The organism is Paenibacillus sp. Cedars (genome assembly GCF_003184205.1).
GTDB lineage: Bacteria > Bacillota > Bacilli > Paenibacillales > Paenibacillaceae > Paenibacillus_AQ > Paenibacillus_AQ glucanolyticus.
This window is the reverse complement of the sequence record NZ_CP020866.1, coordinates 3987125-4009927: the sequence shown is the minus strand read 5'-3', so window position 1 is coordinate 4009927 and position 22803 is coordinate 3987125. Positions and strand designations below refer to the sequence as shown.

26 protein-coding genes, 2 tRNA genes and 1 pseudogene are annotated in these 22803 nt (G+C 49.7%); 25 read left to right on the top strand and 4 right to left on the bottom strand.

The window, feature by feature from the left end; translation table 11 throughout:
- The first annotated feature begins 64 nt into the window (after window positions 1-64).
- The 19 genes from B9D94_RS20285 to B9D94_RS20200 all read left to right on the top strand — a co-directional run bounded on the left by B9D94_RS20285 (window position 65) and on the right by B9D94_RS20200 (window position 17105).
- Window positions 65-1318, top strand: a complete 1254-nt coding sequence (locus tag B9D94_RS20285) for an LL-diaminopimelate aminotransferase (protein WP_148247842.1) — start codon at window positions 65-67, stop codon at window positions 1316-1318.
- Window positions 1319-1635: 317 nt separating this feature from the next.
- Complete coding sequence (gene pyrR / locus B9D94_RS20280) at window positions 1636-2196, top strand: bifunctional pyr operon transcriptional regulator/uracil phosphoribosyltransferase PyrR (protein ID WP_006209104.1); 561 nt, start codon at window positions 1636-1638, stop codon at window positions 2194-2196.
- On the top strand, window positions 2196-3110 hold the full coding sequence (locus B9D94_RS20275) for an aspartate carbamoyltransferase catalytic subunit (RefSeq protein ID WP_269148277.1): 915 nt from the start codon (window positions 2196-2198) through the stop codon (window positions 3108-3110). The genes pyrR and B9D94_RS20275 overlap by 1 nt, the downstream gene beginning before the upstream one ends.
- A 112-nt stretch (window positions 3111-3222) precedes the next feature.
- The gene (locus B9D94_RS20270; RefSeq protein ID WP_036637921.1) at window positions 3223-4524 is read left to right on the top strand and encodes a dihydroorotase; all 1302 of its coding nucleotides are present in this window, start codon (window positions 3223-3225) and stop codon (window positions 4522-4524) included.
- Window positions 4525-4584: 60 nt separating this feature from the next.
- Window positions 4585-5721 (top strand): glutamine-hydrolyzing carbamoyl-phosphate synthase small subunit, encoded by a 1137-nt coding sequence (gene carA / locus B9D94_RS20265; RefSeq protein ID WP_036637924.1) that lies wholly within the window; start codon window positions 4585-4587, stop codon window positions 5719-5721.
- Window position 5722: 1 nt separating this feature from the next.
- Window positions 5723-8929, top strand: coding sequence for a carbamoyl-phosphate synthase large subunit (carB, locus tag B9D94_RS20260; protein WP_006209106.1), 3207 nt, complete (start codon window positions 5723-5725; stop codon window positions 8927-8929).
- 20 nt (window positions 8930-8949) lie between these two features.
- A complete protein-coding gene (pyrF, locus tag B9D94_RS20255) occupies window positions 8950-9693 on the top strand; it encodes an orotidine-5'-phosphate decarboxylase (RefSeq protein WP_120662295.1) in 744 nt (247 codons plus the stop codon).
- The gene (gene pyrE / locus B9D94_RS20250) at window positions 9690-10331 is read left to right on the top strand and encodes an orotate phosphoribosyltransferase (RefSeq protein WP_063478982.1); all 642 of its coding nucleotides are present in this window, start codon (window positions 9690-9692) and stop codon (window positions 10329-10331) included. Before pyrF ends, pyrE begins: the two co-directional genes overlap by 4 nt.
- A 239-nt stretch (window positions 10332-10570) precedes the next feature.
- Window positions 10571-11488 carry an ABC transporter ATP-binding protein gene (locus tag B9D94_RS20245; protein WP_006209109.1) on the top strand — a complete coding sequence of 306 codons (918 nt, stop codon included), beginning with the start codon at window positions 10571-10573 and terminating at the stop codon, window positions 11486-11488.
- Window positions 11485-12282, top strand: coding sequence for an ABC transporter permease (locus B9D94_RS20240; RefSeq protein ID WP_148247840.1), 798 nt, complete (start codon window positions 11485-11487; stop codon window positions 12280-12282). Before B9D94_RS20245 ends, B9D94_RS20240 begins: the two co-directional genes overlap by 4 nt.
- Window positions 12283-12285: 3 nt before the next feature.
- Window positions 12286-12870 (top strand): TetR/AcrR family transcriptional regulator, encoded by a 585-nt coding sequence (locus B9D94_RS20235; protein WP_148247838.1) that lies wholly within the window; start codon window positions 12286-12288, stop codon window positions 12868-12870.
- Between the two features lie 219 nt (window positions 12871-13089).
- Entirely contained in the window at window positions 13090-13881 is a 792-nt protein-coding gene (locus B9D94_RS20230; RefSeq protein WP_148247837.1) for a hypothetical protein, read from the top strand.
- Between the two features lie 70 nt (window positions 13882-13951).
- Window positions 13952-15025: a WXG100 family type VII secretion target gene (locus tag B9D94_RS20225; protein ID WP_148247835.1), complete on the top strand. Its 1074-nt coding sequence runs from the start codon at window positions 13952-13954 to the stop codon at window positions 15023-15025.
- 14 nt (window positions 15026-15039) lie between these two features.
- Window positions 15040-15804, top strand: a complete 765-nt coding sequence (locus B9D94_RS20220; protein WP_063478987.1) for a hypothetical protein — start codon at window positions 15040-15042, stop codon at window positions 15802-15804.
- A 2-nt stretch (window positions 15805-15806) separates the two neighbouring features.
- On the top strand, window positions 15807-16076 hold the full coding sequence (locus tag B9D94_RS20215; protein ID WP_148247833.1) for a DUF4176 domain-containing protein: 270 nt from the start codon (window positions 15807-15809) through the stop codon (window positions 16074-16076).
- Between the two features lie 54 nt (window positions 16077-16130).
- Complete coding sequence (locus tag B9D94_RS20210; RefSeq protein ID WP_006209117.1) at window positions 16131-16403, top strand: WXG100 family type VII secretion target; 273 nt, start codon at window positions 16131-16133, stop codon at window positions 16401-16403.
- Between the two features lie 249 nt (window positions 16404-16652).
- On the top strand, window positions 16653-16817 hold the full coding sequence (locus B9D94_RS31085; RefSeq protein ID WP_006209118.1) for a hypothetical protein: 165 nt from the start codon (window positions 16653-16655) through the stop codon (window positions 16815-16817).
- A gap of 82 nt (window positions 16818-16899) precedes the next feature.
- Window positions 16900-16976, top strand: a tRNA-Met gene (locus B9D94_RS20205).
- Between the two features lie 55 nt (window positions 16977-17031).
- Window positions 17032-17105, top strand: a tRNA-Ile gene (locus B9D94_RS20200).
- 137 nt (window positions 17106-17242) lie between these two features.
- Here B9D94_RS20200 and B9D94_RS31590 read toward each other — a convergent pair.
- Both B9D94_RS31590 and B9D94_RS31585 read right to left on the bottom strand, forming a co-directional pair.
- Window positions 17243-17581, bottom strand: a complete 339-nt coding sequence (locus tag B9D94_RS31590) for a tyrosine-type recombinase/integrase (protein WP_367613785.1) — start codon at window positions 17579-17581, stop codon at window positions 17243-17245.
- A 201-nt stretch (window positions 17582-17782) separates the two neighbouring features.
- Window positions 17783-17959 (bottom strand): N-terminal phage integrase SAM-like domain-containing protein, encoded by a 177-nt coding sequence (locus B9D94_RS31585; RefSeq protein ID WP_253806193.1) that lies wholly within the window; start codon window positions 17957-17959, stop codon window positions 17783-17785.
- Window positions 17960-18150: 191 nt separating this feature from the next.
- Between B9D94_RS31585 and B9D94_RS20190 the strand changes: the two are divergent.
- A pseudogene (locus B9D94_RS20190) lies at window positions 18151-19025 on the top strand (IS3 family transposase).
- A 26-nt stretch (window positions 19026-19051) separates the two neighbouring features.
- Here B9D94_RS20190 and B9D94_RS20185 read toward each other — a convergent pair.
- Together B9D94_RS20185 and B9D94_RS20180 are read right to left on the bottom strand one after the other, a co-directional pair.
- A complete protein-coding gene (locus tag B9D94_RS20185) occupies window positions 19052-19204 on the bottom strand; it encodes an Arm DNA-binding domain-containing protein (protein WP_148247832.1) in 153 nt (50 codons plus the stop codon).
- A gap of 190 nt (window positions 19205-19394) precedes the next feature.
- Window positions 19395-19886 (bottom strand): ImmA/IrrE family metallo-endopeptidase, encoded by a 492-nt coding sequence (locus B9D94_RS20180; RefSeq protein ID WP_253806192.1) that lies wholly within the window; start codon window positions 19884-19886, stop codon window positions 19395-19397.
- Window positions 19887-20482: 596 nt separating this feature from the next.
- On the opposite strand from B9D94_RS20180, the gene B9D94_RS31580 reads away from it, so the two are divergent.
- The 5 genes from B9D94_RS31580 to B9D94_RS20155 all read left to right on the top strand — a co-directional run bounded on the left by B9D94_RS31580 (window position 20483) and on the right by B9D94_RS20155 (window position 22791).
- Entirely contained in the window at window positions 20483-20851 is a 369-nt protein-coding gene (locus B9D94_RS31580; protein WP_253806009.1) for a DNA methyltransferase, read from the top strand.
- Window positions 20852-20935: 84 nt separating this feature from the next.
- The gene (locus B9D94_RS31955; protein WP_367613784.1) at window positions 20936-21448 is read left to right on the top strand and encodes a DNA methyltransferase; all 513 of its coding nucleotides are present in this window, start codon (window positions 20936-20938) and stop codon (window positions 21446-21448) included.
- A gap of 284 nt (window positions 21449-21732) precedes the next feature.
- On the top strand, window positions 21733-22209 hold the full coding sequence (locus B9D94_RS20165) for an ASCH domain-containing protein (protein WP_148247829.1): 477 nt from the start codon (window positions 21733-21735) through the stop codon (window positions 22207-22209).
- Window positions 22206-22640, top strand: a complete 435-nt coding sequence (locus B9D94_RS31950; RefSeq protein WP_172963975.1) for a LexA family protein — start codon at window positions 22206-22208, stop codon at window positions 22638-22640. The genes B9D94_RS20165 and B9D94_RS31950 overlap by 4 nt, the downstream gene beginning before the upstream one ends.
- Entirely contained in the window at window positions 22612-22791 is a 180-nt protein-coding gene (locus B9D94_RS20155; RefSeq protein WP_148247826.1) for a hypothetical protein, read from the top strand. Before B9D94_RS31950 ends, B9D94_RS20155 begins: the two co-directional genes overlap by 29 nt.
- Window positions 22792-22803: the final 12 nt, after the last annotated feature.

Below are 22803 nucleotides of genomic sequence, written 5' to 3'. Positions count from 1 at the left end.
GCCGAGATTTTACGGCATATTTATGGATGAATATCATTGCAAGAGTAGGAGATGAATACAAATCATGAGTATTGACAAATATCAGGAAACGTACATTCAGCAAAACTTTGCTAACCGTATCGGCGGAGCCAACTATGGCAAAGATACAGCCATTTATAAATTTGAGAAAATCAAGAGAGCGAAGGCAGCTGCGAAGCAGGAGCATCCGAACACGGATCTTATCGATATGGGTGTTGGCGAGCCGGACGAGATGGCGGACGCAGGCATCGTGGCGAAGCTCGCTGAGGAAGCCTCCAAGCGGGAAAACCGGGGATATGCGGATAACGGAATTCCTGAGTTTAAGGAAGCGGCTGTTCGCTACTTGAAGAATGTGTTTGGAGTCGAAGGAATCGATGCGGCTACAGAAGTGCTGCACTCCATTGGTTCCAAACCTGCACTGGCTATGCTGCCATCCTGCTTCATTAACCCGGGGGATGTAACCATTATGACGGTTCCGGGATATCCCGTGCTTGGCACGCACACCAAGTATTTGGGCGGCGAAGTATACAATGTGGAATTGAAAAAAGAAAACGCGTTTTTGCCGGATCTCAGTTCCATTCCTGAAGACATTGCACGCCGTGCAAAACTGCTCTACCTGAACTATCCGAACAACCCGACGGGCGCCAGCGCAACCGTTGAGTTTTTCTCCGAGGTTGTGGAATGGGCTCGCAAGTACGGAGTTGTCGTCGTCCACGATGCTCCATATGCAGCGCTCACCTACGATGGCTTGAAGCCGCTCAGCTTCCTCTCCGTACCTGGCGCGAAGGATGTTGGCGTGGAGCTTCACTCCTTGTCCAAATCCTACAACATGACAGGATGGCGCATCGGCTTCATCGCCGGCAATCCGCTTGTGGTCAAAGCGTTTGGCGATGTGAAGGACAACAACGACTCCGGTCAATTCATAGCCATCCAAAAGGCAGCAGCATACGGCTTGGACAATCCGCAAATTACCGAGAAGATTGCAGAGAAGTATTCGCGTCGTCACAATATGCTGGTGGACGTGCTGAATGAACTTGGCTTTACAGCCGAGAAACCGAAAGGCTCCTTCTTCCTGTATGTGGAGGCTCCAAAAGGAGTTAAAGGCGGCCGCCGCTTTGAGTCCGGAGAGGACTTCTCCCAATATCTGATCCGCGAGAAACTGATCTCTACGGTGCCTTGGGATGATGCAGGACATTTCGTTCGCTTCTCCGTGACCTTCATTGCTGACGGTGAGGAAGAAGAGAAACGGGTAATTTCCGAAATTCGCAGCAGACTTAGCGATGTGGAATTCGAATTTTAATAGCGTAATAAACTCTGTTCGGAACGCGACAACTTTCGACATGATCGAGGTTGACATCTCCTGTGGGGTCTGTCATAATGAGATCAATCGAATAGCACCTTTAAATCAGTCCCGTGAGGCTGGCAAGGTAACGTGAACCGAGGTTCATTAACAGGAGGCATAGCTCTGTCTGCGGATAGATGCTGCGCTTTCCACACTATCTCTATGAGATCAACTCCTTGTCCAAGCCGGGCAAGGAGTTTTTTTGTGTGTAAGAAACCCACGGATCGTCAGGAACTGGAAAGGGCTAATCAAACGTGTTGAAGGAGGACTTAAGGATGAGCAATGAACAGCATGTGATTATGGACGAGACGGCCATCCGCCGCGCGCTAACGAGAATTGCCCATGAAATATTGGAAAAGAATAAAGGGATTGAAGATTGTGTACTGGTCGGCATCCGTACACGCGGGGTGTTTCTGGCTCAGAGAATCGCCGAGCGAATGAACGAGATTGAAGGTACGCCGATTCCTTGGGGAGAGATTGATGTGACCTCCTACCGGGATGACCGGGATAGTAAGGAAGCCACCGCAGAGCGGGTGGAAGGAGCAAAGCTCAGTCTGGAGCACCTGAACATCCATGATAAGAAAGTGATTTTGTTCGATGATGTGCTGTACACCGGACGAACCATTCGGGCGGCGATGGATGCCCTGATGGATTGCGGGCGGCCAAGAATGATACAGCTTGCGGTTCTCGCAGATCGCGGCCATCGCGAACTGCCGATCCGGCCGGATTATATCGGAAAGAACGTTCCTACCTCTAAACATGAGGAAATTACGGTGGCATTAACCGAAATCGACGGCAAGGATGAAGTGACCATTAGCCAAAGAGAGGAACGATAATCATGACAACAGCCATTTCAGTGAAAGAACGCAGCCTCTTAGGATTGAAGGATATTAGCAGAGACGAGATTGGATCGATCTTGAATCGGGCGGCATATTGGGAAGCGCAGTCCGACAAAGTGGTACCGGTTCTCAAATCAAAATTTGCGGTTAATATGTTCTTCGAGAACAGCACCAGAACGAGATTTTCTTTTGAAATGGCTGAGAAAAGACTCGGCGCCGAGGTGATGAACTTTGCAGCGGCAGCCTCAAGTGTAGAGAAGGGCGAGTCGATCTACGATACCGTGCGGACCTTGGAATCGATGGGGATTGACGCAGGTGTCATCCGCTTGAAACCTTCAGGAGTGCTTCAAGAACTGGCAGAACGGGTGTCGATTCCACTGGTGAATGCAGGAGATGGCAACAATGAGCATCCAACGCAGGCACTGCTTGACCTATATACAATGAAGAAAAGTTTCGGAGAGCTTAAAGGATTAACGGTGTCTATCATCGGAGATATCAAACACAGCAGGGTGGCGCGTTCGGACTTGTGGGCGCTGCAGAAATTCGGAGCGCATGTGCAGTTCTGCGCACCGGAAACGATGCAGGCACCAGAGCTTGCCCAGTATGCACCTTATGTATCGATGGAAACGGCGCTGAAGGCTGATGTGGTTATGATGCTGAGGGTTCAGCTGGAGCGTCATAACGCAGGAGTATTCAAATCCAGCGCGGAATACCGGGAGCAGTACGGTCTTACGGAAGAACGGGCAGCGAGGCTGTCAGGGCACACGATGATTATGCATCCGGCACCCGTGAACCGGAACGTTGAAATTGATGACACGGTTGTGGAAAGTCCCAGATCGATGATATTCAATCAGATGGCGAACGGAGTGCCGATTCGCATGGCGGTTATGGAACGGGCGATGAAGGGCTAACCTGAAGCATGAATATGGATGAATAAATATTAATAATTATACACAAACATGAATTTTTATTATACAATATACAAAGAAGCGAACGGTGCTTCTGCTGCGGAGGGGAACCAAGATGCAAATGCAAGTGATAAGGAATGCCAAAGTGATCAATGAACAAGGACAGCTCGAAGACAAACATATCGTCATTGCAGACGGATTGATTCAGTCGGTTGTGAGTGAGGCTGGAGCCTTGCCGGAAGCGGGCGAGAACGTGCGGATAATCGATGCCGAGGGCAAACTGGTCACACCGGGATTCATCGATATGCATGTGCACTTGAGAGAGCCGGGTTATGAGCACAAGGAAACGATCGAGAGCGGCAGCCGCTCAGCAGTGAAGGGCGGATTTACGACCATCGCCTGCATGCCTAACACAAGGCCGGTTACCGACTCGCCTGAAACGGTGAAACTGATACTGGACAAAGCGAGTGAGGCGAATCTTGCGAAGGTGCTGCCTTACGCTGCAATAACCAGGAATGAGCTGGGTCGTGAACTGACAGACTTCGAAGCCTTGAAGGCAGCAGGGGCGATTGGATTCACGGATGACGGGGTCGGCGTACAGAACGCACAGATGATGAAAGATGCCATGAAAAAAGCAAAAGCGCTGGGCATGCCGGTTATCGCTCACTGCGAGGACGATTCGCTGGTAAAGGGAGCTTGCGTGACCGAAGGCAAGTTCGCCCAGCAGCATGGCCTGAAAGGAATTCCGAACGAGTCGGAAGCGATCCATGTCGGACGGGATATTTTGCTGACGGAAGCCACCGGGGTACACTACCATGTATGCCATGTGAGCACAGAGCAGTCCGTACGTTTGATCCGCCAGGCGAAGGCGATTGGCATCTCGGTAACGGCTGAGGTATGCCCGCACCATCTGGTACTCTCGGACGAAGATATTCCCGGCCTTGATGCAAACTGGAAGATGAATCCGCCGCTGCGCACTCCGCGTGACGTAGAGGCTTGTATAGAAGGTCTGCTGGACGGAACGCTTGATATGATCGTGACGGATCACGCCCCGCACAGTGCTGAAGAGAAAGCCAAAGGCATGGAGCTCGCACCATTCGGTATCGTTGGATTCGAAACGGCATTTCCACTGCTCTATACCAAGTTTGTTGCAACAGGCAAATGGGATCTCGCACTGCTGGTCAAACGGATGACAAGTGATCCGGCAAGAGTATTCGGTCTTGCAACGGGTGTGCTGGAAGCCGGGGCAGCAGCGGACCTGACCATGATTGACCTGGAAGCCGAGAAGGAAGTGAACCCGGAAGAGTTCGCTACGAAAGGCCGCAACACTCCATTCACCGGCTGGAAGCTGAAGGGCTGGCCTGTGATGACTTGGGTGGACGGCGATATGAAATGGTCCGAACAAAATGGATTTTAAGTAACACTTAGGCCAATGACTTATAAAATATATTACACATAGATGACAGGAGTGATCGGGATGCAGGCAAGATTGTTACTGGAGGACGGTACGCTGTTCAGCGGAAAATCCTTCGGCGCGGATGCTGAAATGACCGGAGAGGTCGTTTTCAATACAGGGATTACAGGATATCAAGAGGTGCTGAGCGACCCGTCCTACTGCGGACAGATCGTGACGATGACGTACCCTTTGATCGGAAACTACGGCATCACGCGGGATGACTTTGAATCCATTCGGCCGTTCGTCCACGGATTCGTTGTTCGTCGTCATGAGCCTGTTCCTAGCAACTGGCGTGCAGAATACAGCGTTGACAGCTTGTTGAAGGAATATGGAATTCCAGGGATCAGCGAAATCGATACACGGATGTTGACCCGCATCATCCGTCATTACGGAACCATGAAGGGGATTCTGACAACGTCCAACAAGCCGGTAGAAGAGCTGAAGGAAATGCTCGGCGACACAACGATTGCTGAACTTCGCAATCAGGTGGCAAGTACTTCAACACCGCAAATGTTTACGAGCCCCGGCTCCAAGGAACGGATCGTTCTGGTTGACTTCGGTGCAAAAAGCGGGATTTTACGCGAGCTGACTTCCCGTGGCTGCGATGTGATCGTAGTTCCGCATGACACCACTGCGGACGAAATCCGCAGACTCCATCCGGATGGAATCCAGTTGTCCAACGGCCCTGGGGACCCGAAAGATGTTCCGTACGCTGTAGACATGGTCAAACAACTGCTTGGCGAATATCCGATCTTCGGCATCTGCCTGGGTCATCAATTGTTTGCACTGGCTGCGGGCGCCGACACCGAGAAGCTAAAATTCGGACACCGCGGCGGGAACCATCCGGTTAAAGAGCTTGCCAGCGGACGCTGCTATATTACTTCCCAGAATCATGGGTTTACAGTAAATGAAGATTCCGTTAAAGGCACGGAGCTTGAAGTCACGCATATCAACAACAACGATAAAACGATTGAAGGCTTGAAGCACTCGAAATTCCCGGCCTTCTCCGTACAGTATCACCCTGAAGCTGCACCTGGACCGCACGACAGCAGCTATCTGTTCGATCAATTCCTTGAAATGATAAGAGACCATAAAGAGAATGAAGTCCGGAAGCCGCGCCAGGCGGTTCTGGCCGCAGCCGTGAAAGGAGCTCGCTAATATGCCTAAAAATGAAACACTCAAAAAAATTCTCGTCATCGGCTCCGGTCCGATTGTCATCGGTCAAGCAGCGGAATTCGACTATGCAGGAACGCAAGCTTGCCAAGCACTGAAAGAAGAAGGCATCGAGGTTGTGCTGATCAACAGCAACCCCGCGACCATCATGACAGATACTAACATGGCGGATAAAGTATACATTGAGCCCATCACCCTGGATTTTGTCACGCAAATCATCCGACAGGAGCGTCCGGACGGATTGCTCCCAACGCTTGGAGGACAAACGGGTCTGAACATGGCGGTTGAGCTTGCGCGTGCCGGCATTTTGGAACAGGAGAATGTCAAACTGCTCGGAACTCAGCTGGAATCGATTGAGAAAGCGGAAGACCGCGACTTGTTCCGTGAGCTGATGCGCGAGCTTGAGCAGCCTGTACCAGAGAGCACCATCGTAACGACTTTGGAAGAGGCAATGGACTTCGCTGATGAGATCGGCTATCCGCTTATCGTTCGTCCTGCCTACACTTTGGGAGGAACCGGCGGAGGTATCTGCGCAACGGAAGAGGAACTGCGCGAAACGGTCAGCTCCGGCCTTCGCTACAGCCCGATTACACAGTGTCTGATCGAGAAGAGCATCGCAGGGATGAAGGAAGTCGAGTACGAGGTCATGCGCGATGCGAACGACAACTGTATCGTTGTGTGTAACATGGAGAACTTCGATCCGGTGGGCGTTCATACAGGCGACAGTATCGTTGTGGCACCAAGCCAGACGCTGTCTGACCGCGAGTATCAAATGCTCCGGAGCGCATCGCTCAAGATCATCCGTGCCCTGAACATTGAAGGCGGATGTAACGTACAGTTCGCGCTGGATCCGAACAGCTACCAATACTACGTCATTGAGGTAAATCCGCGGGTCAGCCGCTCATCTGCGCTCGCTTCAAAAGCAACGGGTTATCCGATTGCCAAGATGGCAGCCAAAATCGCCATGGGTTACACGCTGGACGAGATTGTCAATCCGGTAACGGGCCAGACCTATGCTTGCTTCGAGCCTACCCTGGATTATATCGTCAGCAAAATCCCGCGCTGGCCATTCGATAAGTTCATCCACGCTAACCGGAAGCTGGGAACACAGATGAAGGCAACCGGCGAAGTGATGGCGATTGGACGCACCTTTGAGGAATCCATTCATAAAGCAGTCCGCTCCTTGGAGATCGGTGTGCACCGTCTTTACCTGAAAGGTGCCGCTGAGCTGAGTGATGAAGTGCTCCAGCAGCGTCTTGTGAAAGCAGACGATGAGCGGATATTCCTGATCGCCGAAGCATTCCGCCGCGGTTATGGACTGCAGCAGATCCAAGACCTTACAAACATCGACTGGTGGTTCCTGGACAAAATCGAGCGCCTGATTAAATATGAAGATCACATCCGCCAAGAAGCTTCATTGACTTATGAAACCCTGTACGAAGCGAAACGTCTTGGTTTCACGGATCGCGCAATTGCCGAGCTTCGCGCTGAAGGCAATGCGAGTACACATACAACCGAAGAATCAATCAGGTTCCTGCGTCACGAGCATGGATTGCGTCCGGTTTACAAAATGGTCGACACCTGCGCTGCAGAGTTCGAAGCAACAACGCCATACTACTACTCAACTTATGAAACGGAAAATGAAGTCATCGAATCCGCCAAGGAAAAGGTCATCGTGCTGGGTTCCGGTCCGATCCGGATCGGTCAAGGCATCGAGTTCGACTACTCCACCGTGCACGCTGTATGGGCGATCCAGAAGGCGGGATACGAAGCGGTTATAATCAACAACAATCCGGAAACCGTATCAACCGACTTTAATACGTCGGATCGCCTCTACTTCGAACCGCTCTTCTTCGAAGATGTTATGCACGTCATCGAACAGGAGAAGCCGATCGGCGTCATCGTGCAGTTCGGTGGGCAGACGGCCATTAATCTCGCCGAACCGCTGAGCAAAGCGGGCGTGAAGATTCTGGGCACAAGTCTGGAAAGCATTGACGAAGCCGAGGATCGCAAAAAATTCGAAGCGCTCCTGTCCAGACTGGACATTGCCCAACCGAAAGGAAAAACCGTAATATCGGTTGATGATGCTGTAGAAACGGCTCAATCGCTGGGTTATCCGGTACTGGTAAGACCATCGTATGTACTCGGCGGACGGGCCATGGAGATTGTATACTCCGACAGCGAGCTGCTTAGCTACATGAAAGAGGCGGTTAAGATTAACCCGGATCATCCGGTGCTGATTGACCGGTACATGATGGGCAAGGAAGTGGAAGTAGACGCGATCTGCGATGGCGACACCGTTCTGATTCCGGGAATTATGGAGCATGTAGAGCGCGCAGGAGTTCACTCCGGTGACTCGATTGCGGTATACCCTCCACAGTACTTGTCCCAGGATCTGAAGGAAAAGATCACGGAGATTACGATCAAGATTGCCAAGGAACTGAATACCCGCGGACTTGTCAACATCCAGTTCGTTATCTACAAAAATGAAGTGTACGTGATCGAAGTGAACCCGCGCTCCTCCCGGACAGTTCCATTCCTGAGCAAGGTTACCGGCATCCCGATGGCGAACCTGGCTACGCAGGCTATTATGGGCGGGAAGCTCAAGGATTTGGGATACGAGGAAGGCATGTGGCCGGAAAGCGACTATGTATCGGTTAAAGTGCCGGTATTCTCCTTTGCGAAGCTTCGCCGCGTTGAGCCTACACTCGGACCGGAGATGAAATCTACCGGTGAGGTGATGGGCCGCGATGTGAAGTATGCCAAGGCACTATATAAAGGGCTGATCGGTGCAGGCATGAAGATTCCTTCGACGGGTGCCATTATCGCTACCATCGCAGACAAGGATAAAGCCGAAGCAGCAGCACTGCTCAAAGGCTTCCATAAGCTTGGTTATAAAATCATAGCAACAGGCGGAACAGCCGCGGCATTAAAAGAAGCGGGACTTGATGTGACGACCATTAACAAGCTGTCCGAAGGAACACCAAATATTCTGGATATGATCCGCACAGGTGAAGCGAACTTTGTCTTTAACACATTGACCAAAGGCAAAACGCCGCAGCGTGACGGATTCCGTATTCGCCGTGAAGCGGTTGAGAACGGCGTAGTGTGCATGACCTCGCTCGATACGGTTCGTGAGCTTCTGACCATGCTGGAGACGATCAACTTCTCCTCGGAAGCGATGCCGGTTTAAATCGAGAAGGAGGGGTACAGATGAACGCAAGCTCAAGCTACAATGAAATGGCGGGCCGCCTGATGGTGGCCCTGGATTACCCGGATGCCGATCGTGCGAAGGATCTGGTTCAGCAGCTCGAGGGCATTCCCTGTTACATGAAGGTGGGCATGCAGCTCTTCTACGCCGCAGGTCCTGACTTCGTGAAAGAACTGAAAGCAAAAGGATATTCCGTGTTTCTGGACGTGAAGATGCACGATATCCCCAATACGGTAAAAGGCGGCTCGCACAGTGTTACGCGGCTGGGTGTGGACATGTTTAACGTCCACGCCGGCGGCGGTGCGCTCATGATGCAGGCGGCAAAAGCCGGGGCAGAGGCCGCAGTGGCGGAAACCCCGGGTCTTGCCATGCCTACAATTATAGCGGTAACGCAGTTAACCAGTACGAATCAGGATGTCATGAATAACGAAATCGGGATCCCAGGGCTTGTAGAGGACACCGTTGTAAGATACGCTTCGTTGGCCCAGCAAGCCGGACTGCACGGCGTCGTGGCTTCATCGCTTGAAGTGGAAGCCATTCGCACCGCGTGCGGTAAGGATTTTAAAACCGTTATCCCGGGCATTCGTCCTGCTGGCGCGGATATCGGTGACCAGGCCCGGGTGCTTACGCCGGGAGAAGCGGTTCGCAGGGGCAGCCACTATCTAGTTGTTGGTCGACCAATCACCGCTACCGCGAACCCTAGACAAGCAGCAGAACAGATTATTGAGGAGATGATTCAAGCATGAGTACACTCGCGAATATTCCGCATCAGATCGCATCCCATTTGCTGAAGATTGAGGCCGTTTCCCTTCGTCCACACCAGCCGTTTACATGGACGTCGGGCATCAAATCCCCAATTTACTGCGACAACCGCCTGACGATGTCCTACCCCGAGATTCGTGACTACATCGCTGAATCGTTTGCTGCTGTCATCCGGGAGCAGTATCCGGAAGCGGAAGCCATTGCCGGAACGGCGACAGCAGGAATTCCGCACGCGGCCTTTGTATCCCAGAAGTTGAATCTGCCGATGTCTTATATTCGGGACAAGGCCAAAGGCCATGGCAAGGAAAACCTGATTGAAGGTCTGATCAAGACGGGGCAGAAGGTGGTTGTAATTGAGGACCTGATCTCCACCGGCGGCAGCTCATTGAAAGCAGCGCAAGCGGTCAAGGATGCAGGTGCAGAGCCGCTGGCGGTACTGGCCATATTCAGCTATCAGCTGGATAAAGCGGTACAAGCCTTCGCCGAAGCTGGAATTCCGCTGCAGAGCTTGTCCAACTACGGTGCACTCATCGATGTAGCCCTATCCGAGAACCGGATACAAGAAGAGGATGTACAGCTACTTCAGTCCTGGAGAGCGAATCCTTCCTCCTTCGGACTTTAAACATTATTGTACAGATTATAATTTTTGATCCGACTGCCGCCTCTGAGATTTTTGCAGAGGCGGCGTTTTTTATCTTTTTAGAAAGGGATAGTGCCTCTAGAACCGTAGCTGTTTATTCCTTGTGAGAAACCAATTTATACTTTCTGAATTAATAAAGTAAATATATAGGGGGTATATGGGATTAAATCATGGCATAGTTTATACTAAAAATAAAATAAAAGTATAAATGAGGGATGACCATGTTGGCTGTTGAAGCAGTAGGTGTCCATAAAAAGTTTGGCTCTACATACGGAGTTAAGGATTTGAACATGTCAGTTGAGCAGGGCGAGGTGTTTGGCTTTATTGGACCGAATGGCGCTGGGAAGTCGACTACCATTCGAATGATCATGCAGTTATTGTCTCCAAGTTCGGGTGAACTTCATGTGCTTGGCACATCCATGCGGCAAGAGCAGCCGGAACTTCGGCGGCGCATCGGTTACTTACCATCAGAGATCATCCTCTATCCTAATATGACGGGCAGGGAGATGCTTGAATTTACCGCCAGAGCACATGGGCTGAAAGTTAAACAGACCGAGGCTCTTCAATATGCCGAAAGGCTGCAATGGGATCCCGGCATCAAAATCAAAGCCTATTCCCTTGGCAATCGAAAGAAGCTGGGCATCATTTTGGCTCTTCTGCACCAGCCGGAACTGCTTATTCTCGATGAGCCCACTTCTGGTCTGGATCCCCTTGTGCAGCATGAGTTTTTTCAAATGCTGGGTGAGTTCAACCGGAAATGGGGCATGACGATATTTTTTTCGACTCATGTGCTGTCGGAGGTGGAGAAGGTGTGCCAGCGAGTTGCTTTTATACGTGATGGTGAACTGCTCCGTATATCACGCATGGAAGATTTGTCTGCCGGGAGAAGCCATCGGATCATGCTTCGGCTGGAAATGCCGGGTGATCAGCGCGAGAACGATCTTTTGAAGTTTATCGATGCAAAGGTCCAGTTTGATGGAACGTATCATTGGTTTGATACGGGAGGAAACCCGTTGTCGAATACGCTGGCTGCATTATCCCGGCTTCCGATAGCGGATCTGACGATTCGAAGGCCAACAATTGAAGAAATGTTCATGGACGATTATCGGGTGCAGCATGCAGAGGAGGAACGGGTATGAGGTGGAATCTGGTTCAACAGGAGCTTCGTCAAAACAGACGCGGATTCTGGACGTGTTTTCTTGTGACCTTATTAATACTGATTCTTTTGCTGGGCAAGGCAGAAGCCTTTGTGAACAATCCGGAAATGGAACAGCTCATAAAAGGTTTGCCGGAAGGCCTGCTTAAAGCATTTGGCATAGAGCCTGAAAGCTTTCGTACCTTCGAAGGGTTCGTGGCAACGCAGGCCTACCCCTATTTTATCGTGCTGATATCTTCTTTTGCGACGTCGTGGGCAGCTGGAAGCATATCCAGGGAACGAGACAGGGGCACTGCAGAATTTCTGTTCACGCTGCCTTACAGCAGAGGAGAGGTATTCTGGAGCAAAGCGTTTGCGAACTGGCTGCATATGACGATTGTGTTTGTTGTCGGTTCACTGCTTATTCTGCTGCTGGCTAGGTATAGGGTGCAACTGGAGCAATATGGAGGCTTATTGCTGCTATTGTTGTCAGGTTATTTACTGGTGCTGCTGTTCATGGGGATCGGTTACGCGCTTACCTCCTGGTTCTCCTCTGATCGCACGGCTGTGGCCGTTGGAGCTGGAGTCGCTGTTCTGGCATTCCTGCTCAAGCTGCTCTCCGGCAGCAGTGAGATGATGCATAAGGTATCTTCAATCTCGCCCTACCGGCTCTTCGATGCGTTGGATATTGTCCGGGGGGGCGGGTTGACAGCGGTGAGCTGGGTCGTTACATTAGGACTGTATGCGGCTGGCACAGCCATAGGTGTCCTTATGTTGAAGAGAAGGGATATCGTTTAACCGATGAATGCCAAGAAAGAAGCAGTGCTGGAAGCTGGGAAACGGTTGTTTTTGGAACATGGAATTTTGCAGACAAGCATGGAACAAATCGCGGAAGCGGTGCCTGTCTCCAAGATGACCATTTATAATTATTATCAGAGCAAGGAAGGGTTACTGGATCATGTAGTGGATCGGATGATTGAGGAATTGATGTCAATTTATCGCGATGTGATGGAGCAGGCCGGGGATCCTCTTGAAGCATTAACCATTTTCTATAGGGATCAGGAGAAATTTTCGGTGCATGTGTCGCAGAAGTTCGTGACGGATCTGGCCAAATTTCCGGAGCAGATGGCGAAGCTGATGCAGTTCAACCAGAAGTATGTAGTGCCTGATTTTGAATTGCTGATCTTTAAGGGCCAGCAGCTTGGCCAGATTCGAAAAGATATCTCCCCTCAGGTGCTGGTCGCTTTCATGACCTTCATTAAGGAGTTTACGGCGCGGAGCGAGTGGTATAATGGTCTGGGTAGCATTAACGCGGTGAGTGAGCAGTTGATGACGATTATGTATTACGGCATTATCCAGAAGGATGACCCGCCTCATCCTACATGAAATCAAAGAACATTCCAGTGGTTGTTTACGACCCGGGATGTTTTTTTTGAGGTTTTCAGCGATCCATTGTTTTATATGTGACTGAATTGGGTATATGTTCCTATAAATTTAGGGCCAGGATTTGGTAGAGGAGGAGGAGACGTCTCACCTATAATAGTAATGATGGCTTGTGATTTATTTACAAAAATAGGCGGGACTGAGCGTAAGGAGGAGAGATCTTTGGAATTTTCGTCAAGGATCAAACTGACCGGCAAACAATTTTTTGTGTTAACCGGCATCGTTGGTGCAAGAGCTGTCATCGGGCTCGAAGATCCTTTCCGCGGTACGCTTGCCGAGGAGATGCCCGCAGAAGTGGCCAGGATAGAACAGGAGCTCCTGGAGGAAGGCTTGATTGTTACAGATACCGTCGATAACGAGCCGGTTCTTGCGCAGGAATTGCTGGAATACATAGAAGTATGCAGTCGGACCCTATTAACGATTCACATGAGGGTTACCGGTTTTGAGGGAGAACCGAAGGAGTGTTTTATTTACTACAGTTCAGCCCTTGTCGTAAAATCCGAAATCGAGAGCGGTCCATCCGGTGAGCGGATATATGTATTGGAGGAGCTGGGAACGCCTTCAGAGGCCTGGTTGAAGATCATTGGCTACCTGGAGCTTGAGGATAGGAAAAACCGCGGCACGGGCCTTCTAGCACTGCCTAAGGGCTGGTTCCAGCAATGGATGAACGCTGAACAAGGTGAGCAGGAGCCGCAGCGGCATTTGCTGGCGCAAGGCTACCCGGAATCCGTTGTTACGGCTTTGGCTGACTCTGTAAGCAGTCCGGAGAGATATGCTTCATTCACTGTGTATTATTGTCCGGATCTGAATTGCAGAATCCAAGGAATTGAACTGTTAAGGGGGAAGGATTCCAATTGGCTGATCCGCCCTGAAGGAGATCAGGATAAGATCCGGGGCGCCCAAGTTACAGAGATCATCCGAGAGCTTGGAGCCGTAATAGAGCGTATAAAGTGATAGAGGACAAACATGGCTCTAACATCTTACAGTGTGTCTTCTCGATCAACTACATGGAGGATTGTTTGATATGACCAAAATACGTGTAGTACCCGAAATGCTGAACCAGCAAGGAGCAGCGGTATCTGATATTGCACGGGAAGTCCAGCAGCTTCAGGAGCGGATGCAGCAGCGCATTCAGAGCATGTCGTGGGAGACACGTCATCGTGCACAGGTTGAGCAGCGCCTGGCACAGTGCAGGGCTGCTTGTCAGTCGGTGGTAAGCCGTCTGGAGCAGAATCGCGGGCAGTTGGTGAAGAAGGCCAGCGATTTCTCGCAAACCGACCAGTCGCTTGGGAACAGCTTGACCTTCGGCAAACAATCGGTAGCTCAAATTAGTCCGCATCTGCTGCTACAGACGAGCCTGGCACAAAACGGGAGCAAAAAGTCAGATCCCCCCGTAACGGCAGCGGGGATTGAATTTAATGCGCTCGCTCCATTTGGCGGAACGGCTGATCAATGGTCCAGCAACCCGCTGGCGGCCACTGGCGTATTGTTCGGGACCGTAACGGCATCAGGAACGATGTATAAATACTGGGACATGTACCGGAACGGATTTGGAGTCTGGCTTGAGAAGGACAGACGCGGCAATATGCGAGCCAATGTGACCAACGGAATGATGGCCAATATCCGCAAGAAAACCTATGCCGAATACAACTGGCGGAATCACCCCCGAATTCCAAAATATGTCCTTCCGGGCGCAGCGGTTAAAGATTCGCTTAGCTGGAAAGGCGGTAAGCTCGGTTATGCCGGTATCGCCATGCAAACGGTGGGCAATCTGGTCACGAATATCAATGAGAACAAAAGTGGAGCCAAAATAGCTGGGGACGCTGCCGTGGATGTGGGTGTCGGCTTGGGTACGGTTGTAGCCTCCGCAGCAGCTGGTGCCAAAGCCGGCGCGCTGATCGGGACGGCGGTGGGCGGTCCGATCGGAACCCTCGCGGGTGCGGCTATCGGTTTTGGTGTTTCGGTCGGTGCTTCCTATGTCATGGATGGGATCAAGTTTGCAGATTTTGACGGGAATGGCGAGAAGGATACTTTAACCGAGGGGTTAAAAATAGGAGTTGAGAAATTAGGGTCGACGATAGCCGGTTGGTTCAAATAAGGGGAGTGTAACAGATGGGCACAAAGATTTCGGAGGAAGCGTTATTTCATTTCCGGCTGATACCCGCAGAGCAAATCCGGGGCGGCATCGTATGTTTTTTATTTATTATGCTGATACCTGCGCTGGTTACTTTGTCGGAGCCGATGATGTCGATCTATTTTTACATCGCTTGCGCAGTATGGGGGGCTATGCTGCTGTGGGGAATGGGCCTGAGTTTAAACCCGTATCAATCCGAGGTCGGTTTCGTGCTGTATTTGGGGTTGTATGGTTTGGCGCTGGCCGTTACTTGTCAGGTCGCTATATTAAAAATGATGTATCACATGGCTGGGGTCGATTCCATTGGATATGGTCTTAGCTCGGTAGCGGTCATGCTGCTATTGCTCGCTCTATTCTATGTCCTGCATTTTAGAGCGCTGCAGCAAGGAGCCTACCAATCCATGGAGAGGCAGGGTCGGGTCGGAAAAGCTGGCAAGGCCGCCATGCTGTTTGCGGCTATCGGTTACACAGGTTATTACTTGGCAGTCGCGGTTATCGGAGATATTGGCAGGTTCGTGATGGGAATGGCGGCTTTTTCCGTCCTGTTGATTCTCGGTCTGTATTTGGCTGTTGTGTTCATTCATCGCTACTTCTTCATTCAGAATCATATGGATCAACTGAAAGAGCATTACCCCGTTTTGGGGCTGCCGAAGGAGCAGCGGAACGCAGCGTATCTGAACAAAATGAAACAGGGGCGCGCACCGGCGGCACCGCATCGTCCAAGCAAGAAAAGGAGAGGGTAATTATGACACAGCAGTTATTGCCAAACGGATCGATTGTTATTTTGAAACAAGGTGAGAAGAAGCTGGTGATATACGGGCGCAAGCAGATTCTTGCACTTGAGCAGCCGCAGCTGTTCGATTATCTGGCCTGCCCGTACCCGGAAGGGTATGTTAGCCCGGAATTTGCCTATGTGTTTAATCATGAGGATATCCAGGACATTATATTTACCGGCTACCAGGACGAAGAGGAGGAGCAGTTTCAAACCGTACTGGCTGAGACAAAAGCTACATAACATCCCAGAGTATATTTTCATAAAGGTTCATAAGGGAGGAGCGTGAGGTAGATCATGTCAGGACGCATAGAGGTATCCCCGGAGGAACTGCGCCGCGCAGCGGCAGACATTCGCAGCGGAAGTGACTATGGTGGGGAACTGGTAGCCAGAATGTCACAGATCATTGAGACGCTGAATGCAGAATGGGAGGGTGTTTCGCAGCAGCGGTTTCGCACAGAGGCTGAGGAGACAAAGGCACAGCTCGTGAATTTTATCCAGATGATGAATTCGATGGAGCAGGAGCTCATGAGCATTGCTGCCCGGTTTGCAGAGGCTGACGGACAATAGGCGGAGCGATTTATTAAGCGACAAAAACAAACTTGGGGACCTTTCCCGGTTGAATTCCGGGAAAAGATTGCCGCCTTAATTAAAACTCTCTTTTTTTGTGTCTACATGACGGGGCTATGATCAGTGGTACGGTATAGGGCTGATTGTTTTTTATTAGGGAAGGACTTTGTGGATATTGCGGTTTTTTAGTGGAAGTTTGGACATAATATGACAGCAGCAGATTATACTTCAGGTAAGGAGTCGCATAGGATGAATTGGATCTATTACGGAAAGCTGTATAAAACCAAATTTCAAGCAGGGTGCTTCGCCAAACGGTTGGAGCAGGATGGATGGCTGTTCGGGTACAATGATCCGCGGATGGTGGAGGTTTACCGTTCCAGGAAGGGCCGATACGGCGTTCGATTTATGCCTTGATTAAATTCCATTAAAACAGTACTTGACTTGATGCAAGGGAATGGTGTATATTTATTCTTGTCGCTGTTTGATACAGCATTGACGCGGGGTGGAGCAGTTCGGTAGCTCGTCGGGCTCATAACCCGAAGGCCGCAGGTTCAAATCCTGCCCCCGCAACCAATTTTTAAACGATGTATGTATGACGTCCTTATGTTTATGTGTACATGTATGTTCAGGGCCCTTAGCTCAGTTGGTTAGAGCGGTCGGCTCATAACCGATTGGTCGGGGGTTCGAGTCCCTCAGGGCCCACTTTATCGAAAACCCTTGTGATGCAAGGGTTTTTTGCTGTTTATTGAGCAGTTATGCAGAGAAAATACTATGGTAAAAAAGCAGGATACTTCGATTTGCTAACGCATTTGTTAACGGCAGCTATTTATCCAAAGGATCTAGCGTCTTTTCAGAGTACTTTTTAAGCTCTGCTTCAATCTTATCGACGGCTTCATCTTGCATAGTAGGGAGCAAGTGAGAGTATCGTTCATTGAACATTGCTGAGTCATTCCGAGGCGTTCAGCTGCCACTTTGGGGTTTATGCCAATCCGGAGTAAAAATGACGCGTGGGTATGTCTTAAATCGTGGAATCGAATCTTCTTTACTTCTGCCTTCCGGACCAAAACGTCCATTCCTTCTGCTATTCGTTTCGGTTTTATATAACCGCCGTTCGGGTAGCAGCATACGAGATCATTATTCTCATACCCATCACCGTACTCAAATTCACCACGACGCATGCCGGTGTAAATTGCCAGCGAGAATACAATATAGTGAACATGACCTTTCGATGATTTTAGAAACTAGTTGAATTCTTCAACAGACCAGAACTTCATTTCCTTTTGCTCGTTCGCATTAACCTTACTTCTCATGGATACCTTGCTCATGATATCCTCTGACAAGAGCCCTGACTCGGTGTATGCGATTTCTCAGTGCACGCTTCAGAATGCCGTGTATGGTCTTACATATTCCTTTGAATAGGTTTTTCGTAGCTCGGCGTAGAATGTTTTGATTGCTCGCGGAGTCAATGCTTGAAGTTTTACTTTACCAAGTGCAGGTATAATTCGCGCTTCAATGACCGTTTTCTCAGTATCATACGAAGTAGGCTTGAAATTCAGTTTGGCATGGGTTTCGAGATAGATATTCTCGAAGCGTTATCTTCGAGTCATCGACATGCAAGCCTTTCTCTATTTCAGCGATTTTTAGGTGGCACGCGGGACTGACCCCATAGCGTGAGACAAATTAAAACACCTTCAAGAGAATGTAACCATGTCGTAAGATATGGAGACAACCTTGGAGGTGTTTTGCGTTGGCAACAAGAGTTAGCTATCCGGTAGAAGTGAAGAAAAAAGCCATTGAAATGAGACTAGATGGCATTCCAGTGAAAGAAGTCATGGACCAACTGAACATACGAAATAAGACACAAGTAGAGACCTGGATGAGATGGTATCGCAGCGGCCAATGGAACCGGTTGGAGCAGCCTGTCGGTAAACAATACAGCTACGGTAAAGGGCCTGAATATACGTCAGAGCTGGAGAAGGTACAGGCGGAGAATCGGTTTCTAAAGCAACCATTAGATCTGCTAAAAAAGTTCGCGGAAATGCAAAGGAGGTGTCGCCAAAGACTGTAGTGGAGTGGGTTTAGTCCGTTCGAGGGGAAGTCAGTGTGGCTCAAGCGTGTGCATGGATCGGGCTTTCTCGCTCCACTTACTATCGTTGGAAAGCCGCCTACGGGAGCCCATATAAAGATCACATGGTAGAGAAGATTCGTGAACTCTGTAGTCAGCATAAATTTCGTTACGGATATCGGAAGATCACGGCACTGCTTCGGATGGAGCACAAGATTAACCATAAACGCGTGCAGCGGATTATGCAGCGAGAGGGGCTCCAATGTCGTAGCGATCAGGGCAGCGTCTACACCTCTCAGGCCTATCAAGAAGCTGTAAAGGGAAAAGGCATTACCATGAGCATGTCCCGCAAGGGTACGCCCGCTGATAATGCCCCCATCGAATCGTTTCATTCCACGCTAAAGTCTGAAACGTTCTATCTCGAAGGTTTAACCTGTACGACGACGGCCATCGTCGAGCAGACCGTTCGAGACTACATAACATACTATAACTCAATTCGCATTCAAACAAAACTAAACAACCAGTCGCCGGTTCATTTCCGCCAACTGGCTGCTTAAACTTGCAAGGTGTTTTGATCCCTGTCTCACAAACGGGGGTCAGTCCCCGCTGTCCAGGCTTCCTTTTCTGTTTTAAACCCACCTTTTGATTTTTGTCTCTGACCACCTGTCATTGGGTCAAGTGGCAGATCGATTACATAAGTATAAGTTTTTCCTCTTGGATATACATGACCTTTCATATACAAAAGCCCTCCTTAAAATTCATCTCCATAGAACCGTAGTAATTCCTCAATATCCTTTTTCTGAATTACAAATTTATTGGCAGAGTTATAATATCTGCTTGCCAGATGGCTCAGCTTTAAACTGATTCTTCCGTCACTGGTATAATCCAAATCAAAAAACTTTACTGGTTTACTGTCTGTGAAATTCTCAAGGCTGGCTATCCTCGACTACCTCAAATGGGCCATCTGTGGAAAAGATAAGTTCCTCTTGGTAATGTAAAGTTTCATGGTCTACGTGAACAATGAATTGTGATGGTGCTATCAAATCATCAGCGGGATCATAATATGCGTAGATCTTAGTCTCTCTCATATCATCATGATCGCTTTTACTAAAATGATCACTGTCTTCGACCTGAGCAACTGTCTCCGTTAACAACTTCCCTTGGCACAATCTATGTTGAATTTGTTCCAGTCTCCTTTTAGCTAAATATAACGGGACTTTAAAAATAGAGGCTAAGAAATGAATAGCATCATTCTTTCTTACAGGTAATCGAAGTTGTGAGATCATTGAAATCGGCATTGCTGCATAAAGAACAAAATTATCTGCTTCAGCTTCTTGAGCTCTGGTATATTGCTCTGGCATAATTCTCTGATCACCCGAATGTCGTAATATATGGCAAAGTTCATGTAAAAAGTCGATCCATTGCCTTACCCTTGACTGATTCTTATAAATGTTAATGGATCCTAACCCACTCTTTATTTCTACCGCTTCACTACCTAACTCCGAATAATAAACCTATACGTTCAGCCGCCTGGATAATTCTTCAGTATTCAGTTGTTGTGGAGTAAGGCTTTCCGATTGGCTGGACCGATATCAGTGGCCTGCCGGACAAGGAGCAGAGCAATTCGAATGGGAACCACCAAGAGTTGCAACCGGTGTAAAAGATCGAGTTGGCCGGCTAAAAGCATTGGGGAACGCCGTGAACCCTGTACAAATCTATCCCATCTTAGCAGCTGTAAATGATCGGGTTGAGGAGGGCGGAAACGGATGATTCTCCAGGGAAACAACATGGAAGTTATGCCGCAGCTCGAGGTCGAATCATTTAACACTTGCGTGACATCCCCGCCATATTGGGGGCTTCGGGATTACGGACCCACCCCAACATACTGGCCGGAAGTGACGTACACACCGATGCCGGGGCTGCCCCCGATTACGGTACCAGAGTGGACTGGATGTCTGGGGCTGGAGCCTACGCCGGAGATGTTCGTTGCTCATAGGTTCTGGTCTTCCGGGAGGTGTGGCGGCTGCTTCGAAAGGATGGGACGCTCTGGATCAATTTCGGGGATAGTTACGCTAAGGCAGGGATACCAGGGCTGGGTGACCCTACTATCGGGGCTCGTAATCTTGGAGGAATGAATATTCCCTCGAGATCCGTACCAAACGGACTCAAACCCAAAGACCTGATTGGCATCCCATGGAGAGTAGCCTTTGCCCTGCAGGCAGATGGCTGGTATCTCCGGATGGATAACATCTGGAGCAAACCGAACTGCATGCCGGAAAGTGTAGGGGATCGACCGACAAAGGCGCATGAATATATGTTTTTGCTTTCGAAATCGGAGCGCTATTACTACGATGGTGAAGCGATCAAAGAACCTTTGGCATAATCCAACATTGCACGACTATCTCAGGATCTCGAGGGGCAGCTTGGAAGTGATCGAGCGAACGGGGGAGCGAAGACAAACGGTCGAATGAAAGCAGTCGGAGGATCACCGGGAGCTTTTGACCCCCTCCAATCGAGGACAAGGGCAAGAGGGAACGCCAAGACATTCCGTGGCGGTGGAAATTACACCAATAATCAGAGTTTTGATAATAACCAAAAGGTAGTGCGCGAGAGCACAGGCAACATCCCTAACGATTCTGGATTAAGAAATATGAGGTCAGTCTGGAATTTTGATGATCCACTTGAAGTCTGGCGATGGTTGTACGTCCGCTTGGGTGAGGAAGCGTACATCTTGTTTGCAGATTACATGGCTGAACGGGAAGGTAAGTCATCGGTCTGGACAGTGGCCACAGCTCAATTCACCGAAGCCCACTTCGCCACATTCCCTGAGAAACTCATCGAACCATGCATCTTGGCGGGTGCTCCAGTAGGTGGGCGGGTCCTCGATCCATTCGGCGGATCCGGAACCACACTTAAAGTGTCGTTGGAGAATAACCGGGATGCACAATCATCGAGATGGGGCCACAGTATGTGGAAATAGCAGAGAGACGGACTGTAGTTATACAACCAACGATGACATTTTAATTCCAGGGGAGGGTAATCCTCCCCAACCTAACAAACTAAAACAGTCTCATTATCCAACGTGGGATGTAGAGGATAACATCCAGAACCAGAGTGGAAATATCGACTAACCTTTCTAACTTGGTTCTTCCAGGCCAGTTTATCTTCTTCATACAATGACCTCACTTTAAAATGAAATTTGGTCGGATACTTAAATTTATTACGCAAAACATTGAAAATAGTTCCAATATATTGGAGGTAATCATGAAAGCCATAACGATAATTCAACCCTGGGCGACGTTGATCGCCCTCGGGGAAAAGCAGCTTGAAACCCGTAGCTGGCCCACGAAGCACCGCGGTGAGCTGGCGATCCATGCCGGCAAGAAGATTGACCGAGAGGCATGTGAGGTGGCGGAAATTAAGGCAGCATTAATGCGGCATGGGTACACGGTGGAGAGCTTGCCGACCGGGGCGGTTGTGGCGATAGCAAGCATGACAGAATGCTGGTCCATAGGAATGGACTATCAAAGTGGAATGCCTTTGCTCTACCACGCTGAAAGGGGCCGAGAGGAAACTCGGATCGTTGGATTGAAGGAATCGAAATCTGGGTTCTATTACCCGGGGCGCTTCGCCTGGGAGATGGCGAACGTTAACAGGCTTCTGGAGCCGATCCCGGCCAAGGGCATGCAAGGATTCTGGAACTGGGAAGGGATGACTGCATTAGGGATAAGTATAGTTTGACAACTCGGCAAGCAGAGGTCTTAAATTTCATTAAATTTTACGTCAATAAGCATGGTTATCCTCCAACCGTGCGAGAGATCGCGAAAGGGATTAACTGCAGATCTACCTCAACAGCGTACAATATTCTGGAAAGATTGGTTTTGAGGGGAGCTATTGAGAAGGGTGAAAGCCCGCGAGCAATCAAGGTGGTGGAGGTTGGCATGGAGACGAAACCAGGGCTTTATAACAAGTACACAGTAATCGACAATGAGACCGGTCGTGCGGTTGATGGATCATGTTTTGTATTATTGCCGGACAAGGACGTAGCTGCGGCTGGAGCGTTGTTTCAATACGCTGATTTGACACCAAACACTGAGCTAGCAATGGACATAACTTGGTGGTTATCGAGACTGGGGGTGACCAATGAAAACTCGAAGAGATCAACTAATTGAACGCCTATCCAATTACCGCACAGTACCAGGGCATGGACCTGACATCTTTAGAAAGTCGGATGAAGAATTAGAAGATTATGTGAAGCTGCTGGATAGCATGTTTGAAGCTGCCTTCAAAGAAGATGACGATGAGGGCTCTGATGATATTTAGAAGTGAAAAGAC